22 protein-coding genes and 1 tRNA gene are annotated in these 16,945 nt (G+C 25.1%); 15 read left to right on the top strand and 8 right to left on the bottom strand.

Features of this window, described 5'->3' with window-relative positions; translation table 11 throughout:
- Nucleotides 1–18 precede the first annotated feature (18 nt).
- The gene (locus AMRN_RS08530) at nucleotides 19–237 is read right to left on the bottom strand and encodes a cold-shock protein (protein WP_099310231.1); all 219 of its coding nucleotides are present in this window, start codon (nucleotides 235–237) and stop codon (nucleotides 19–21) included.
- 285 nt (nucleotides 238–522) lie between these two features.
- On the opposite strand from AMRN_RS08530, the gene AMRN_RS14240 reads away from it, so the two are divergent.
- The 3 genes from AMRN_RS14240 to AMRN_RS08520 are packed head-to-tail and all read left to right on the top strand — an operon-like array spanning nucleotide 523 to nucleotide 1,736.
- Nucleotides 523–684, top strand: a complete 162-nt coding sequence (locus tag AMRN_RS14240) for a hypothetical protein (RefSeq protein WP_165772826.1) — start codon at nucleotides 523–525, stop codon at nucleotides 682–684.
- Nucleotides 685–734: 50 nt separating this feature from the next.
- On the top strand, nucleotides 735–1,301 hold the full coding sequence (locus tag AMRN_RS08525) for a pentapeptide repeat-containing protein (RefSeq protein WP_099310232.1): 567 nt from the start codon (nucleotides 735–737) through the stop codon (nucleotides 1,299–1,301).
- Between the two features lie 9 nt (nucleotides 1,302–1,310).
- The gene (locus tag AMRN_RS08520; protein WP_099310233.1) at nucleotides 1,311–1,736 is read left to right on the top strand and encodes an N-acetyltransferase; all 426 of its coding nucleotides are present in this window, start codon (nucleotides 1,311–1,313) and stop codon (nucleotides 1,734–1,736) included.
- A gap of 26 nt (nucleotides 1,737–1,762) precedes the next feature.
- On the opposite strand, the gene AMRN_RS08515 is transcribed toward AMRN_RS08520, so the two are convergent.
- Nucleotides 1,763–2,047, bottom strand: a complete 285-nt coding sequence (locus AMRN_RS08515) for a DUF3144 domain-containing protein (RefSeq protein WP_099310234.1) — start codon at nucleotides 2,045–2,047, stop codon at nucleotides 1,763–1,765.
- An 87-nt stretch (nucleotides 2,048–2,134) separates the two neighbouring features.
- Here AMRN_RS08515 and AMRN_RS08510 point away from each other — a divergent pair, with 87 nt between their 5' ends.
- Nucleotides 2,135–2,476: a DUF6172 family protein gene (locus AMRN_RS08510; protein WP_099310235.1), complete on the top strand. Its 342-nt coding sequence runs from the start codon at nucleotides 2,135–2,137 to the stop codon at nucleotides 2,474–2,476.
- A gap of 12 nt (nucleotides 2,477–2,488) precedes the next feature.
- Entirely contained in the window at nucleotides 2,489–3,199 is a 711-nt protein-coding gene (locus AMRN_RS08505) for an alpha/beta fold hydrolase (protein WP_099310236.1), read from the top strand.
- Here the strand turns inward: AMRN_RS08505 and AMRN_RS08500 are convergent.
- Nucleotides 3,191–3,853, bottom strand: a complete 663-nt coding sequence (locus tag AMRN_RS08500) for a lysophospholipid acyltransferase family protein (RefSeq protein WP_228199122.1) — start codon at nucleotides 3,851–3,853, stop codon at nucleotides 3,191–3,193. The two genes, AMRN_RS08505 and AMRN_RS08500, sit on opposite strands and share 9 nt — an antisense overlap.
- Before the next feature lie 161 nt (nucleotides 3,854–4,014).
- On the opposite strand from AMRN_RS08500, the gene AMRN_RS08495 reads away from it, so the two are divergent.
- The 5 genes from AMRN_RS08495 to AMRN_RS08475 all read left to right on the top strand — a co-directional run bounded on the left by AMRN_RS08495 (nucleotide 4,015) and on the right by AMRN_RS08475 (nucleotide 7,314).
- Nucleotides 4,015–5,217, top strand: coding sequence for an EAL domain-containing protein (locus AMRN_RS08495; protein WP_099310238.1), 1,203 nt, complete (start codon nucleotides 4,015–4,017; stop codon nucleotides 5,215–5,217).
- A 74-nt stretch (nucleotides 5,218–5,291) separates the two neighbouring features.
- Nucleotides 5,292–6,146: a universal stress protein gene (locus tag AMRN_RS08490; RefSeq protein ID WP_165375175.1), complete on the top strand. Its 855-nt coding sequence runs from the start codon at nucleotides 5,292–5,294 to the stop codon at nucleotides 6,144–6,146.
- A 42-nt stretch (nucleotides 6,147–6,188) separates the two neighbouring features.
- Complete coding sequence (locus AMRN_RS08485; protein WP_099310240.1) at nucleotides 6,189–6,689, top strand: hypothetical protein; 501 nt, start codon at nucleotides 6,189–6,191, stop codon at nucleotides 6,687–6,689.
- Nucleotides 6,690–6,694: 5 nt separating this feature from the next.
- Complete coding sequence (locus tag AMRN_RS08480) at nucleotides 6,695–7,147, top strand: hypothetical protein (RefSeq protein WP_099310241.1); 453 nt, start codon at nucleotides 6,695–6,697, stop codon at nucleotides 7,145–7,147.
- Between the two features lie 90 nt (nucleotides 7,148–7,237).
- A tRNA-Met gene (locus tag AMRN_RS08475) sits at nucleotides 7,238–7,314 on the top strand.
- A gap of 26 nt (nucleotides 7,315–7,340) precedes the next feature.
- Here AMRN_RS08475 and AMRN_RS08470 read toward each other — a convergent pair.
- Nucleotides 7,341–7,625 (bottom strand): peptidylprolyl isomerase, encoded by a 285-nt coding sequence (locus AMRN_RS08470; RefSeq protein ID WP_079580202.1) that lies wholly within the window; start codon nucleotides 7,623–7,625, stop codon nucleotides 7,341–7,343.
- Between the two features lie 58 nt (nucleotides 7,626–7,683).
- Between AMRN_RS08470 and hrpB the strand changes: the two genes are divergently transcribed.
- Together hrpB and AMRN_RS08460 are read left to right on the top strand one after the other, a co-directional pair.
- The gene (hrpB, locus tag AMRN_RS08465; protein WP_099310242.1) at nucleotides 7,684–10,125 is read left to right on the top strand and encodes an ATP-dependent helicase HrpB; all 2,442 of its coding nucleotides are present in this window, start codon (nucleotides 7,684–7,686) and stop codon (nucleotides 10,123–10,125) included.
- A gap of 93 nt (nucleotides 10,126–10,218) precedes the next feature.
- Nucleotides 10,219–11,304, top strand: coding sequence for a PQQ-dependent sugar dehydrogenase (locus AMRN_RS08460; RefSeq protein WP_196778515.1), 1,086 nt, complete (start codon nucleotides 10,219–10,221; stop codon nucleotides 11,302–11,304).
- 8 nt (nucleotides 11,305–11,312) lie between these two features.
- Here the strand turns inward: AMRN_RS08460 and AMRN_RS08455 are convergent, their stop codons facing one another.
- The 3 genes from AMRN_RS08455 to sfsA all read right to left on the bottom strand — a co-directional run bounded on the left by AMRN_RS08455 (nucleotide 11,313) and on the right by sfsA (nucleotide 13,268).
- Entirely contained in the window at nucleotides 11,313–11,498 is a 186-nt protein-coding gene (locus AMRN_RS08455; RefSeq protein ID WP_079580200.1) for a YgaP family membrane protein, read from the bottom strand.
- A 95-nt stretch (nucleotides 11,499–11,593) separates the two neighbouring features.
- Nucleotides 11,594–12,508, bottom strand: coding sequence for a hypothetical protein (locus AMRN_RS08450; protein ID WP_079580199.1), 915 nt, complete (start codon nucleotides 12,506–12,508; stop codon nucleotides 11,594–11,596).
- Nucleotides 12,509–12,569: 61 nt separating this feature from the next.
- A complete protein-coding gene (sfsA, locus tag AMRN_RS08445; RefSeq protein ID WP_099310244.1) occupies nucleotides 12,570–13,268 on the bottom strand; it encodes a DNA/RNA nuclease SfsA in 699 nt (232 codons plus the stop codon).
- A gap of 111 nt (nucleotides 13,269–13,379) precedes the next feature.
- On the opposite strand from sfsA, the gene AMRN_RS08440 reads away from it, so the two are divergent.
- The 3 genes from AMRN_RS08440 (at nucleotide 13,380) to AMRN_RS08430 (ending at nucleotide 15,383) form a co-directional block, all read left to right on the top strand.
- Nucleotides 13,380–13,856: a ribonuclease HI gene (locus AMRN_RS08440; protein ID WP_099310245.1), complete on the top strand. Its 477-nt coding sequence runs from the start codon at nucleotides 13,380–13,382 to the stop codon at nucleotides 13,854–13,856.
- Nucleotides 13,857–14,013: 157 nt separating this feature from the next.
- On the top strand, nucleotides 14,014–14,670 hold the full coding sequence (locus tag AMRN_RS08435) for a class I SAM-dependent methyltransferase (protein ID WP_099310246.1): 657 nt from the start codon (nucleotides 14,014–14,016) through the stop codon (nucleotides 14,668–14,670).
- Between the two features lie 134 nt (nucleotides 14,671–14,804).
- Nucleotides 14,805–15,383, top strand: coding sequence for a superoxide dismutase (locus AMRN_RS08430; protein ID WP_079580195.1), 579 nt, complete (start codon nucleotides 14,805–14,807; stop codon nucleotides 15,381–15,383).
- Nucleotides 15,384–15,397: 14 nt separating this feature from the next.
- Here AMRN_RS08430 and AMRN_RS08425 read toward each other — a convergent pair whose 3' ends face one another.
- Nucleotides 15,398–16,765, bottom strand: coding sequence for a dihydrolipoyl dehydrogenase family protein (locus tag AMRN_RS08425; protein WP_099310247.1), 1,368 nt, complete (start codon nucleotides 16,763–16,765; stop codon nucleotides 15,398–15,400).
- Nucleotides 16,766–16,945 lie beyond the last annotated feature (180 nt).

Genomic DNA, 16,945 nt, shown 5'->3' with positions numbered 1-16,945 from the left:
AATGCTACTTAAAAAGTCTTATAGACCTGTAACGTTTTCTGCTTGAGGACCTTTTTGTCCTTCACCTAACTCAAAAGTTACTTCTTGACCATCATTTAATGATGCTCTATCATATCCATTAGTGTTGATTTGACTATAGTGTACAAATACATCTTTCCCGCCGTCTTTTTGTTCGATAAAACCGAAACCTTTTTCACTATTGAACCATTTTACAGTTCCGTTTACTAATGTTGCCATTGTAATTCCTTTGTTGTTTTGTGTTAAAAGTATAATATGAGAAATTCTTTTAGATTGATTGTACTGTAACTATAAGTTGTCAATATAACGCAGACTAAAGATGTAACTCGAACCATCTTTTGTTGGTAACAGTATACATGAATTTTTCACTTATAATCTTAAAATAAACTTAAATTTCAATAAAAATAGATTAATTTGAAATTTATTTAGCTTTGTTATACTGAATAGATATTTAAGATAATATTTATTTTGAATAATATTAAATGAAAAAAACAAAGGAAGCAAATGGCGAAAAAAAATTACAACTATGAGAAAAGAGCAAGAGAGATAGAAAAACAAAAAAAGAAAGAAGAGAAGCTTAAGAAGAAACAAGCTAAAAATAATCCAGAAAATCCAGAAAATGTAGAAAATAATGAAGAGATAGAAAGTATAGAAGATAAAGAGTAGTTTTATAGTTTTATTTTAAAAATGATAAAATTCAAATAAAAAAGAGAATAATGTTTGATATCAATGATTATTGGGAAGAAGAGTTTAAAGATTATAAAGCAAAAGAGTTAAACTCTATTTATTTTGATAACTGTACTTTTATTAACTGTACTTTTTCAAGTGCTACTATTAGCAACTGCAAGTTTACAGAGTGTATATTTGTTAGTTGTGACTTATCTCTTTGTATTTTAAAATCTTCTACTTTTAATGATGTAACTTTTAAAAAGTCTAAACTTATTGGTATTTCTTGGAGCAATTGTGAAGAGCCTTTTGATATAAGTTTTATTTCTTGTAATATTTCTCAAAACTCTTTTCATTTACTTGATTTAAAGAAAATGAAATTTGTTGATTCAATCATTAAAGATAGTGGATTTGAAGAATGCAATCTTGAAAAAGCTGTTTTTGAAAGATGTGATTTAGAACTTACCACTTTTTATAAAAACAACTTAAATAAAGCAAATTTTCAAACTTCAAAAAATTACTTAATAGATCCTACTCAAAATAGTATAGAAAAAGCTGAGTTTTCACTTCCTGAAGTATTGAGTTTTTTAAGTTTGTTACCTATAAAAATCAAATAAGGCATGATAGTGATTAGAGAGTTTAAAAATAAAGATATGAATGATATTTTGGATATCTGGTTAAGTGTTTCTATTAAGGCGCACAGTTTTGTTAAAAGTTCTTACTGGCAATCTCAAGTAAAAAATATGAGAGATATTTATATACCAAGCGCAAAAACTTTTGTTATTTTAAAAGATTATAAAATAGTTGGTTTTTACTCATTATATGAAAATACTTTAGCTGCAATCTTTGTAAAAAATGAGTTTCAAGGATTAGGATTGGGGAAAAAACTTTTAGAACATGCCAAAGAACAAACAGATGAACTTTTTTTAACTGTTTATAAAAAAAATACTTCTTCTTATAATTTTTATCTTTCACAAGGTTTTAAAGTTATAAAAGAACAAATTGATGAGGGTAGTTTGGAGTACGAATATAAAATGAGATTTGAAAGATAGTAAAATATCCCAAATTGGGATATTAATTACTTTTTATTTGTAAAATCAAATGATTCAATATGCTCATCTATATGTTGTGCCAATAGATTTTTATACTCTTTTGTAAAGTATTCTATAATCTCTTCTTTTGAATCTTTCATATCTTGTGCCGAATCAAAATCTGTTGCTGCAACCCATGCATTGAATCTTGCTAATCCATACATAAAAGAAGCACTAGCTTCTCCTGGAGTTATCATCTTTTCACTCATTTGTTTGTTTGCTAAGATTATATGTTCATCAGCTCTTTGTACAAATGCTTCTTTATTATTCATGATTAATATCCTTACTTTATTTTTCTGGATTTTAGCAAAATTAACTTAAATAGTTCAAAATTTAGATAAAATGCAAAAATATTAATAATGATTGATAAATTTAAGCAAAGAGAAACTATGAAAAAAGTATTTAAATTAGAAGATGAAAAAAAGCATCCTGATAGAGTTATAGAAGCAATAAAGCATGAAGTTAGAAAGTATATAAAAAGAGAAAAAAAGAAAACTTTACCTGAGGGTGTTGATTTTTGGAAGTTTGAATGTAAAAGTGCAATTGATGATGAAGAAGTAAAAGAGATTGATTTTTTAGAAATCACAAAAGCAATTGATGAAGCTTCTATTAAAAAAGCAAAAACTTTATATTTAGAGATTATTGCAACAAATGGTTATAAAGAAAAAAAAGAGAATAATGAAGAGACTGAAACAGAATAAAGAGTTTTGTTTATGAAAGAGAAGATTTATTTAATTCCTGGGCTTATGACAGATGAAAGACTTTGGCAAAGAATTACTCCTTTATTAAAAGAGTATGAGTTAATTCATATTCCTATTCCTGCAATTACAGATTTTGATAAAATGAACGAGTTTTTAAAAAAGAAATTTGAAAGTGAAAAAAAAGTAAATCTTTTGGGTTTTTCTCTTGGAGGATATATTGCAACATATTTTGCAATTAAAAATCCAAGTTTCATAAATAGGCTTTTTATTGTTGGAGGAACGCCAAGTGGTACAAATGAAACAGAAATAAAAAGAAGAAAACAAAAACTTCTTCAAATAGAAAAAAAAGGTTTTTCTACACTTTCTTATGAAAAAGCACTCTCTTTGGTAGAAGAAAAAAATAAAAATGACGAAGAATTAATCAATATTATGATTGATATGTTTACAAAGCTTGGTGAACATGAGTTTACTTCTCAGCTTACAAGTACTTTTTATAGAAAAGACTTACATGATGAGTTGAAAGATTTGAAGTTTTTAATTTATTATTTTTTTAGTAATAAAGATAGACTTTTAAATCATGAATCTATTGAAAAACTAGAGCAAATGAACTTGGAACATATAAAAGTCATATTAAGGGATGGCACAAGTCATAATATTCCTTTAGAGGATCCTTTAACTTTAACAAAATATATAAAAGAGTGGATGAAAAGCAGATTAATCTAAATTAAACTGCTTTTTGTAATTTTCTTCAAGTGAAGTTTTATCTTTATAGCTAATAATATTCCCTATTTTAATTTCAATAATTAAATTTTCTGTTCTTTTTTCAATTGCTTCTTTTAAAATATCATTTGCATTTGATTTTATAAAAACAGGTAAAATATCAAGTCTATTCTTAAGAGCAATTATTCTTGAGCCTTCTTTAAAACTACTAATTGGAGTATTTTCTTTATTTCTAGTACCTTCTGGAAAAATAAATATTGATTGATTATTTTTTACTACTTCTTTTGTTTTTTTAAAGAAAGAAGACATATTATTAGATTCTCTATCAAGTAAAATTGTACCAGCATTTCTTGTGAATGTTCCAAAAAATGATGAGTTGTATAACTCTTTTTTTGCAACCCAATACCCTTTTATATCACTATCTTTTAAAGTTTGTTCAATTATTAAAGGGTCAATTATACTTCTATGATTTGAAATCAATAAGTATTGTCCTTGAGTTGGTATTTTGTCTTTGTTTTCTATTTGTACTTTTATATTTAGTTTTGATAGAAGTTCTTCTGAATAATTTAATCTTAAATCCATTTTTTCTTTAGAAGTTTTAGTTTTTTTTAGCTTTATTCCATACTTATTGGTTAAGTACATAGCATATATTGCCATTTTTATTTTTTTTAGATTCAAAATATTGTAACTATCCCTTTCATTTTTTTCATTATTAAATCATAAATTTACTTTTAATTTGATTAGTATTAAATACTTGATTAATATCAATAATAAAAAATAGATTTTTTATTACACTATAAGAAAATAAAAGAGATAAAATGAGCATGAAAAACAGTAAAAATATACAAGAAGTAGATTTTATAGCTATTTTAAAAAATTATAATTTTTCATTAGATGATGGAAAAAAACTTGCTTCTTTACATGATATTATTGTCAAATATGAAGATAGTCTAATAATAAAATTTTATGAGTTTATTTTTAATTTTGAATATGCTAAAAGTTTTTTAAAAGATAAAGATACTTTAAAAAGACATGAAGAGGGAATTAAAAATTGGTATAAGAATCTTTTTTGTGGAAAATATGAACTTTCATATTTTGAGAATTTGAATTTTATTAGTGAAGTACATGTTCGTATTGGTTTACCTGCACATTATGTAAATGCTGCTTTTAGTTTTATTCGTGGCTTTTTAATTGAAGTTTTGATTAGTGAAAATAAGATTGGATTTATTGATTCTTTAAACAAAATTATTGATATAAATCTTGATATTTTAACTTTATCTTACAGACAAGTTGAACAATCAAAACTTTTAAAAGATGTGCTTTTTTTAAAAAAAGTTGTAGAAAGTGGTTCCATTGAACCATATTTGCAAGCTATCTTTAATACAAAGACTATGAAGATTGAAAAATATGAGAGTCTAATGAGATTGATTGATATCTCATCTTTTGAAGCATATTCTGTTTTTCCTTATTTAGAGGTTTCAAAAAAAATAAAACTTTATGAAAAAATGATGAGAATGATGATAGAAAAAACTTTTCTTTTTTTCAATGATAAAGAAGTAGAGTTTAGCATTAATTTATCTTATGAAGATATCTCAAATAAATCGTTTATTGATTTTTTATATAAAATGATTAGTTCTTTTAAAAGACCATCAAATATAATTTTTGAAATTTTAGAAACAGATTTTATTGAAGATTTTGATATTGTAGTAGAATTTACAAAATCTGTTCGAATGTATGGGTGTAAAATTGCAATTGATGATTTTGGTAGTGGTTTTTCTAGTATGGAAAATATTTTAAAATTGAAGCCAGAATATATAAAAATTGATGGCTCTCTTATAAAAAACTTGCATATATCAAAAGAGTCTCAGACTCTAGTAAAAAATATAACAAATATAGCAAAAGATTTAAATTGTAAAACAGTAGCTGAGTATGTACATTGTAAAGAAGTTTTTACAATAGTAAAAGAACTAAATGTAGATTATTTACAAGGTTTTTATCTTCATAAGCCTGAAAAACTCTAAAATGCCTTTCTTTCATAATCTATTTATACTAAAAGAGTATAATTAAGTTAGAATTGAAATTTATGGAGGATAAGATGAGTAAAGTGAAAAATGTAGTTGTTGCTATTGATACTTCAATCATGGCAAATGAGGTTTTAAAAAGAGCTTTTGACTTTGCAAACAAAGATATTGAATTGCATATTGTTCATTGTATTGATATTCCTTGGATAAATAAATTAAAAGAGAAAAAAGATATAGTCCTTCAAACTAAAAAAAAGTTAAAAGATAATATTGAAAAATTAAATAAACAGAATAAATCTTTTAAATTAATTGTTAAAAAAGGAACACCCTCAACTGTTATTGTAAAAGAAGCAAAAAAATTAGATGCAAAATTAATAATAATAGGTGCATATTCAAAAGAGAATTTAAAAACAAAAATTTTAGGTTCAAATGCTCATAATATTGCACAAAAAAGTAATTTACCAGTTTTAATAGTAAAAAATATGTTTGTAGAAAAGTATAGTAGTGCAATTGCATTTACTGATTTATCTAAAGTATCTAAAAAAAGTATAAGATTTACACAAAAGTTTTTTAAAGATTTGGATATAAAGCTTGTGCATGCTTCTAAAAAAATAAGTGATTTTACATTGGATTTTTATAAAATAAACGACCAAACTGACTTTTTGATTAAAGAAGCAAAAAAACAAAAAGAAAAACAAATTGATAAGTTTAAAAAAGATATTTGTATAAATGATATTGAAGTCTTAGAAGAGTCAGGTTCATATAATGAAGCTTTACTTTCATATGCAAATAAAGAAGATAAAGATCTAGTTATATTAGGTTCAAGAGGAGTTAAAACAGCAAGTTCTATGTTGTTTGGTTCTAAAAGTTCATTTTTGATGAAATCTGTCTCTTCTGATGTGTTAGTTTACGTTCCACTTACAAAATAAGTCATAAGCAAAAATCAACATATTATTGACTACAATTTTGTTATGGAAAAAATAGATTTAATTAATAAAAAATTTTTAAGAAAAGATTTGATTTTAACAATAGCAAAATATCAAATCTATTATCAAATGGCACTTGGGGTTTTGGTTAAAGAGACTTGTTTTGATAAAGATGAGATAGAAAAAAAGTTAAAACAACTGCAACTTGATATTGATGTTGAAAATGTCTTAAATGTAATGATAGAACTTATTGACTCTTTTTATAATGATGATGAGTTTGAAATCATATTTGAAGATAATATAAAAGTAAACGCATTTTTGCATTCTTTAAAAGACTTTATTGAAAAAAATGATGATTTAACTAATAAAGAAAAAGTTCATATTTCATATAAAGAGAAAATAATGGATGATGCTTTTTTTGATGCAAAAATGCAGTTACATTTTGATGATGAATTAAAACATAGAGTTAACTATTGGGAAGAGTTAATTACAGAAAAAATAGCAGATGAAATAAAAGAGTCTGCTTTAAATATTATTAAAAGGTAAAATCAATGAAATCATTAATTTTAAGTATGTTATTACTTTTATCTTTAAATGCAGGAATGAATAATAATAATGAAGAAGAGTTAAAAGAAAAAATAAAAGCAATGTCTATAGAAAAGTTTGCTAGAACCTTAGCAAATAAAACTGCAAGTGCTGTTCCAATTAAGATTGATGCAATCACAACAGTTACTAAAGTTGTAGCTTTAGAAAATAGTGTAAGTTATTTTAAAAGTATTGATTTAAATCATGAAATCATGAAAGGTAAATGGGAAAATAAATCAGAATATTTTAAAACTGTTATGTTTGACCAAGATTCAAAAATAGTATGTAGGGTGGACTTTTTAAATCATATGATTGTAAATAAAGGCTTAGTATTAAAATATTATTACACAGATACAGAACATAGACCTTTATTTAGTTATACTGTAAATAAACAAGATTGTTTGGAGCTTGAGAACTAAAGAGTTTAAAGAATTTTCAAATTCTTTTTTTAAACTCTTGTATTTTTGTTCCCTTTAAGTTTATGTGACTATAATCTGCATTCAACTTAACGCGGAATAGAGCAGTCAGGTAGCTCGTCGGGCTCATAACCCGAAGGTCACAAGTTCAAATCTTGTTTCCGCAACCAATCAAAAAACTTACTTAAAATTTAAATCAAATTCTTCCCGTTATTTCTATTAAGTGAAATCCAAATTGAGTCTTAACCGGTCCATGTATTTTATTTAAATCTTTACTAAATACAACATCATCAAACTCTTTTACCATATCACCTTTTTTAAACATTCCAAGTTCACCACCTTTTTTGCCTGATGGGCATTTTGAAAACTTTTTTGCAGCTTTTTCAAAACTTATTTCTTTATTATTTATCTCTTTTTGTATCTTTTTTGCTAACTTTTCAGTATTTACTAAAATATGTCTTGCTGTTGCTTGTTTTGCCATATAAAATCCTTTTCAAAGTAAATAGTAGCTAAAAGATTTTTTAAGTATAATTATATGAATGAATAAACTACCAATATATGAAATCTTAGATGATTTAAAATCAAAGCTAAGAACAAATAAAACAGTTATTTTACAAGCAACAACGGGTGCAGGTAAAAGTACAGTTGTTCCTACAGAACTTTTAAATGAAACTTTTTTAAAAAATAAAAAAATCATAGTTTTAGAACCAAGACGAGTAGCTGCAAGAGTTATTGCAAATAAATTAGCACAAAATCTAGGTGAAAAAGTAGGGCAAACAGTAGGCTATGAGATTAAACTTGATAGTTGTGTTTCTAAACAAACAAAAATATTAGTTCTAACAGAAGCTATTTTGATTAGAAAAATACAAGCAAATCAAAGTATTGATGATATTGGTTTAATAATTTTTGATGAGTTTCATGAAAGAAGTATTTATACAGATTTGTCATTGGCTTTTTCTTTACAAATACAAGATTATTTAAGAGATGATTTGAAACTTTTAATAATGTCTGCAACATTAAATAGCAAAAAGTTATCTAATTTTTTAGATGCACCTATAATAACTTCAATTGCAAAAAATTATGAAGTAAAAAGTATATATTTAAATCCTGATGTAAAACAACCAAGTTATAGTGATACTTCTTTGGTAGTTGATACTATTTATAAAGCTTTAAGAGATAGTAAAAAAGATATTTTAGTTTTTTTAGCTGGTGTAAAACAGATAAATGAAGTAAGAAGTAGTTTAAATATAAGTGAAGATATCTTAGTATTGCCTTTGTATTCAAATCTTGATAAAAAGCAACAAGATGATGCAATACAAGAACAAAGTAAAAGAAAAGTAATACTCTCAACAAATATTGCACAAACCTCTTTAACTATAAAAGGAGTTAATGTAGTAATTGATACAGGATTAGAAAAGGTTTCAAAATATGATAGTTCAAATAGTATGAACCATTTGAACTTAAGTTTTATTTCTTATGAATCATCTATTCAAAGGCAAGGTAGAGCTGGAAGATTAGAAAATGGAGTTTGTTATAAGTTGTGGCATGAGTCAAAACTTTTAGAAAAAACATCAGAACCAGAGATTTTAAGAGTAGATTTAACACAAACTCTTTTGGAACTTTCTTTATGGCAAATAGATAATTTTGATGATTTAAATTGGTTAGATATACCAAATGAGACATCTATTTTACATGCTAAAGAGCTTTTAATAAGTCTAAATATGATTGATAAAGAGTACAAAATTACAACTTTTGGTAAAAAAGCCATAAGTTTGGGAATTCATCCTAGGTTTGCCTATATGATTTTAAAAGCAAATGAGCTTGGATTTGCTTATGAAGCTTGTATTTTAGCATCAATTTTAAATGCAAATAGTTTACAAGGCGATATCTTATCTACTTTTATAGATTGTTATGAAAAAGATAAAAACTCAATACTTTTAAAAGAGGCAAGACAATACTTTATAAAATTAAAAAAATTTGAGTTTATTAAAAAAGAGAAATTTTCTTATGAGCTTTTGGGCGTATTAGCTTTATATGCTTATCCTGATAGATTAGCAAAGTTAAGAGAAGAAAATGATACAAGATACAAGCTTAGCAATAATAAAGGTGCAAAACTTCATAAAGATAGCTATTTGTTTAATGAAGTTTTTTTAGTTGTAGTTAATATAAATGCTAAAGCAAAAGATTCTTTTATAAATCAAGCTTTAAAAATAGAATTTAAACATATAAAAAAGTATTTTAGTACACATATAAAAAAAGAACAAGAAGTAAGTTTTGATAAACAAAATAATAAACTTATCTCAAGAGAAGTGATTAGTTTCTTACACTTACAATTAGATGTAAAGCCTTGTAAATTAGATGATACAAAATTAACAAAGCTAATAATAAATGTTATAAAAAATGAAGGCTTAGAGTTATTAAATTGGGATAAGAAATCTCTTTTATTAAAACAAAGAGTTGATTTTATAAACTATCATGATAAAAGTCTAAAGTTTCCTTCTTTTGAAAAAAAATATTTATTAGATAGTTTAGATGAATGGTTAGGTATATATTTAAGCGCTATAAAAACAATAGAGCAGTTAAAGAAATTGGATTTATATAATATACTACTTAATCTTTTATCTTGGCAACAACAACAAATTTTAAATGAGTTAGTACCTGCTTTTTTTGAAGCACCAAGTGGTTCAAAGATAAAAATAGATTACTCAAATATTGAAGTTGCAAAACTAAGTATAAAAATACAAGAGATATTTGGAGTATATGAAACACCAAAAGTTTTAAATAATAAACTTGCTTTACAAATTGAGTTATTAACTCCTGCTCAAAGACCAATACAAATTACTTATGATTTGAAAAGTTTTTGGGAAAACTCTTATGATGAGGTAAGAAAAGAGCTTCGTGGTAAATACAAGAAGCACTATTGGCCACAAAATCCTTATGAAGCACAAGCTACAAATAAAACAAAAAAGATGATGAAATAGTACTAATACTTAGTTTATAAATTTATAAGTTATTTAATGTATTATTGTTAAAATATAAAAGTTTTAATTTTCTATAAAATATAAGGAATAAAAATGAAGAAGACAATATTTTTTGTTATGATTATTCTTGCAAGTAATTTATTTGCTTCTTTTAAAGCTTCGAAAATAGTTGAAGCAAAAAGCATAATTTGGGGAATGGATTTTTATGATAAGAGTAAAGCAATAGTCAGTTTTAAAAATGGTTTTTTTGCTATTTTAGATACAAATAGTAATACCTTGAAATATATTAAAAAGTTAGATGTATATGAAAAAGGACAGGCTGGGTTACTTGATGTAAAAGCCTCTTTAAATTTTAAAAATGATAATACAATATTTTTTACATATGTTAAAAATATAAATAATATGGGTGTGACTACACTTGCAAAAGCAAAATTAATAAATGAAAAACTTGTTAATATAGAAGATATTTTAGTTACTAAAAGTGCAACAAATACTACAAGACATTTTGGAAGTAGAATAACTTTTGATGAACATCATATCTATTTTAGCGTTGGAGATAGGGGAGAAAGAGATAATGCTCAAACCTTAAGCAATCATGCAGGATCTATTATAAGATTGAATTTAGATGGCACAGTGCCAAAAACTAATCCTTTTTTTTACAATAAAGATATTTTAAAAGAGATTTATAGTTATGGGCATAGGAATCCTCAAGGGCTTTTTTATGATAAAAATACAAAAATCCTTTTTTCAAATGAACATGGTCCAAGAGGTGGAGATGAAATAAACATAATTAAAAAAGCACAAAATTATGGATGGCCAAGAGTATCTTTGGGAAAAGAGTATTGGGCTCCTATTAGTGTAGGTAAAACTCAAGAAAAAGGCTTGATTGATCCTATTAAACATTATACTCCTTCAATTGCACCAAGTTCACTAATAGTTTATAGTGGAAAAAAATACAAAAGTTTAAAGGGTGCATTAATTTCTACAGCATTAAAACTAACTCATATAAATATTATAAGATTAGATGAAAATCTTAAGCCAATAGATGAAAAAAGAGTTTTTAGTAAACTAAATGAAAGAATAAGAGTAGTAACAGAAGATATTTCTGGAAATATATATTTTGCAACTGATAGTGGAAATATATATAAAATAGTAGAAGTTAAAGAGAAAACTCTTTAACTATTTACTTATTTAATTGAGCACTTTTTAGTGATACTACATAAAGGACAGAAGTTTATAACTCCTGCTAATAGAGGTATTACACCTAAGAAAAACCAAGGATTTTGAATAATAACTCCAATAGTAATTAGTACTACTCCTACTATAATTCTTATTGGTCTACATATTCCTCTAATCTTTTCATAGATATTCATATATTATCCTTTGTTATAAAGTTAATATAATTATATCTTATGTATTATTAAATAAATTTGATAAGAAAAACTTATTTAATAGATTTTATTTTTGCTTATATATTTTTTTCTAATTCATTTTTATTTTTGTATATTTGTTTAGGTCTAAATTTTAAAAAATCATCTAAATAATTTTCATAATCATATTTATATGTAGATAGTTTTATTTTGATTATTACATCTTCTTTTGTATTATAGTTTATATCTATTGTGTAAATTGGTTTTAAAAAAGGAGTTGTATTGTACTTTGATTTTAAAGATAATATGGTTTGTCTTAAAGTTTTAAAATCTACATCTACTGTATTTACATACTCTTTTAATTTTTTTCTTGTTTGCTTTACATATTGGTCAAAATCAAAATCATTGCTTACAATGTATTTAAACTCAATATAATCTAAATCTATGATTACTTTATGGATAATTTCTGATTCATTTAATGTTTTATTTTCAAGTGAAAGTAATTGACCTGTTTTTTGATTTTTATATATTGTTTTAAATAGATTAACTTTTGTTATCTTGCATATTTCATTTGGTGTATCCTTAAAATAAAATTCCATCCCCTCATATATAGTTGTTAAAACAGATGATTTATAAGCTAAACCTAGAAATATATTGTTTAATTGCTCTTTTATTGAAAAAAGTAAAATTAGTATTAATGCCGATAATACAGGTACTATAACAGTTAAATTATTTTGAGATATAATAATAAATGAACTCAATAAAAACAGTATCATATATACTTTAAGTAAATTTTGTCTTTTCAAATTTAGTGTTGCTTCTAAATTTATTTTTTTTAATTCTATTTTGGTTTTATTTATTTTACTTTTGTGATATCGATTTAAAAAGATGATATGAATTATATAAATCACAAGTAATGTTACTACTAATAATATCAACTTACTATAATCAAAATTATTTAATAAATTTAATAAATTTTCTAAATCTGTAAATAAATTTTTTAAAATATTCATTTTATTATTCCACGCTTTATATTTATTATGTATTATACTTTAAAATCAATATTAAAAAAGTTTAATTACTTAACATTTTACTTTTTGTTATATTTATCTCTTTTTTTGATATAGATGATTGATAAACAATTACTTCAACTCCTTCTTGTATAACTTCTTGAAAAGTTTCATAATATTTAGGATCAATCTCTTTTGCAATTTTAAACTCTTTATCATCTGTTCTTTGAATAACATATAACATTACAGCTCTATGACCTTCTTTTACCATATCTCTTAATTCATTTAGATGTTTTGTGCCTCTACTTGTAACTGCATCTGGAAAAGCCAATGTATCATCAAGTTTTAAGCTTACGCTTTTTATTTCTACATAGCACTTTTTATTATCATGGTCACTTTCTAAAAGTATATCAATTCTACTGTTTTTACCATATTTTTGTTCTGGTTTTAAGCTATCATAACCTTGAAGTTCTTTTATTTTTCCATTATTTATTGCTTCAATTGCTATTTTATTTGCAACTGTTGTATTCGTACATATTAAATTGTTTTCCATTTGTGTAAGTTCTAATGTATATTTTAATTTTCTTTTTGGATTGTCATGGTAAGTAACCCAAACTGGACAGTCTTGTTCAATACAAGAAGTCATAGCACCACTATTTGGAACATGTGCAGTTATCTCTTCTCCTGTATCTAATTTAATATCTGCTAAAAATCTTTTATATCTTTTTATTAATTTTCCCTCATATAATTTATCAAATTTCATAACTTGCCTTTTGTTTTTCTTATTTTATATAAATTTACTTATTTATATCTAAAGTTATTAAAAACATCTATAAAAAGTAAATATAAGAAAAATTAGTGATATACTTCGTTTATGGAAAAAATAATATATAAACTATTTGTAGATGGAAGTGTTAATCCTCAAAAAAATATTGGTTTTGGGGCATATCTTTTTTGCAAAGAGTTAAACACTTGCAAAGAACAAAAAATCTTTACAAAAAAATTTGAAGACACTTCTTCTACAAAATTAGAAGTTCAAACATTTATTTGGGCTGTAACACAAATTGATTGTAGTGAAAAGTTTATAGTTTATACAGACTGTCAAAATATTTTATCACTACTAAATAGAAGAGAAAAGTTACAAAATAGTAATTACACCACAAAAACAGGTAAAAAAGTTAAAAACGAAGAACTTTATAAAGAGTTTTTTTTACTTTATGATAAATATAATTTTGAAATTATAAAAGTAAAAGGGCACAAAAAAGCATCGACAAAAGATGAAATAGATGATTGCTTTTTTTTAGTGGATAAAGAATCAAGAGCTAAATTAAGAAATGAAATAATTTTATAATATTGTTATTATTTTATATTTTGGCTATAATTACACCAATTTTAAAAATTGGTTTTATAAATATCATTCTACCAAAAAGACTTTGTCTGAACTAGTACAATCTACTTTTAATACCATAATTTAAAGATTTCAACAATAAATCATATTAAGGTATTATATGTCTCAAGAAAATAACTATCGAATAAAGTATCAAACTATTGAAGTTGGTACTTTAGATATTCACTTAAAAACTTTAAAAGATAAACAACAATTTTTTGATAAAGATGATATTGCACAAAAACTTGGAATTTCTTCTGCACAGTGGCCAATCTTTGGTATTTTATGGGAAGCTGGGGAAGTATTGGCAAATTTAATGTTAACTTATGAAATAGAAGGTAAGCGTATTTTAGAACTAGGTTGTGGTCTTGCTTTGGCAAGTATGGTTTTAAATTTAAGAGGTGCAAATATAACAGCAACAGATTATCACCCAGAAGTAGCAAGTTTTTTAAAATATAATAGCTTATTAAATAGTAAAAAAGATATTCCATACTTTCAAGCTAGTTGGGATGATAAGGTATCAATTGTTGAAAAATTTGATGTTATTATAGGAAGTGATGTTTTATATGAAAGAACCCATGTAAATTTACTTTCATCTTTTATTGAACTTTATGCAAATGAAAAATGTGAAATAATTATTATAGATCCTGCAAGGGGAAATCATAATGCATTTTGTAGAAAAATGGAAACATTTGGTTTTTCTTCAAGAAATGAAAAACCAATAACAGATTATTTACCAAAAGCTTTTAAAGGTAAAATCCTATATTTAAATAGATAATTTATTACTAAAAGTTACTATATAGGACAAAAATTGTCTTAAAATAAAAATTAGTTTCTTTGTATAATAATTCTTTCAATCAAATAGGAGTATTCTTTACTTATCAAAACAATAATTTACAAAAGGATAACAAAATGAAACATGAATTAATGACTTTACCTTATGAGAAAGATGCATTAGAACCATTAATGTCAAAAGAGACTTTAGAATTCCATTATGGGAAACACCATCAAACATATGTAAACAAATTAAACGAACTTATTGCTGGTAGTAAACATGAAGACTCTTCTTTAGTTGATATTATCAAAGATTCTGAAGGTGGAGTTTTTAATAATGCTGCTCAAGTATTTAATCATGATTTCTTCTGGAATGGATTAACTCCAAATGAGACATCAATCTCAAAAGAGTTAGAAGATGCAATAGTTGCAAATTTTGGTTCAGTAGAAGAGTTTAAAACAGAATTTACAAATAAAGCAGTAACTCACTTTGGTTCAGGTTGGGCTTGGTTAGTTAAAGATGAAGCTGGAAAATTAAGTATTATTTCTACTTCAAATGCACAAACTCCAATTACTGAAGGTTTAACACCATTATTAACATGTGATGTTTGGGAACATGCATACTACATCGACTGTAGAAACGCAAGACCAGCATACTTAGAAAACTTTTGGAAACTAGTAAACTGGGATTTTGTTGCACAAAATCTAACTAAATAATTACCTATAAAGAGTCATATCTTCTTTGACTCTTTATATTCATGTATCGCTTTTACTGCTTGTACAGCTGCTGGAAGTAATGCTTCACTTAAAGCAGGATGAATATATAACATCTCCTTTAAATTTCTAATATCATTTTGAAGATGCATTATTGCTAAAACTTGATGTATCATAGTAGCACTTTCATATCCAATTAGATGACAACCCAAAATTTCATATGTATCTGGATTTAGAATAAATTTAGTTCTTGGATATTTGATTTTTAGTGCTTGAGCTTTTGCACTTGCAAGCCAACTTGTAGTTGATGTAACATATTTTATATTTTGTTCTTTTGCTTTTTTTTCTGTTAATCCAACACTTGCAACTTCTGGATGACTAAATACAGCATGGGGCATGTATTTGAATTTTAAAGGCTCTTTCTCATCTTCAAATAACATTTTAAATAGGTGATTCATTTCAAATGCAGCAGCGTGTTGAAGCATATGTTCTCCACTTGCATCACCTACTACATAAACACCTTCAACATCAGTTTGAAAAAACTCATCTCTTTTAATAAAACCTTTTTCATTTAATTTTATATTAGTATTTTCAAGTTTTAAAGTATCAGCATTTGAAGCTCTTCCTATTGCAAAAAGTAAAGCATCATTTTTATATGTTTCATCATTATCTAACTCTATTTCAAAAGAGTTGTTTTTATATAATGCATTTTTAATAGATATATTAAATTTTACATTTACATTTTTGCAGTATTGTTCTTTGAAAATTTCACTTATTTCTTCATCTTCATTTTCTAAAAGAGTATCACCTCTTACTAATTGCGTTGTTTCTACTCCAATTGCATCAAAAAAGTTTGCTAATTCACAAGCTATAAAACCACCTCCAACTATTGTTATAGAATCAGGTATCTCTTTTATCAAAGGAAAAATATCATCACTTGTCCATGCATTTTCAAAAGGAACTTTTGTTGGTCTTGTTCCTGTTGCAATTATTATTTTAGGTGCAGTTAGTTTTGTGTTGTTTACTTTTACTATTTTATTATCTAAAAAGCTTCCCTCCCCTTTGAATATAGTTACATTATCATTTAATTTCTTTTTATAATTTTCTTCAACACTGTAAATATACTCATTTGTGCGTTTAAATATCTCTTCTTGGTCTATATCATCTATTATTGCTCTAATAAAGTGCTTTTTTGACTCTTTTATTTCTCTAATTTTTTGGGCATAGCCTATTAGAAGTTTTGATGGAACACAGCCTCTATTTGGACATGTGCCTCCCAGAGTAGACTTTTCAATAAGCGCTACTTTTTTACCAAGTTTTCCAGCTTTTGCAGCAATATTACTAGCTCTTCCTGCTCCAATTATTATCAAATCAAAATTTTGCATATTCTATCCTTTTAAAAACTATTGTTCCACAAATATCTATTAAAATAATTCTAACAAATAAAAAGGATTTCAACGTGAAAAAAAACTTACTTTCAATTTTTTTGATGATAAATTTACTTTTAGGTACACAAATTTCAAGTTTTAATAAAAGTGAGTTAAAAGAGTTTAAAAATATGGATA

The sequence above is a fragment of the Malaciobacter marinus genome (assembly GCF_003544855.1).
In the GTDB taxonomy this organism is placed as follows: Bacteria; Campylobacterota; Campylobacteria; order Campylobacterales; family Arcobacteraceae; genus Malaciobacter; species Malaciobacter marinus.
This window is presented reverse-complemented; position numbering and strand designations above follow the sequence as displayed.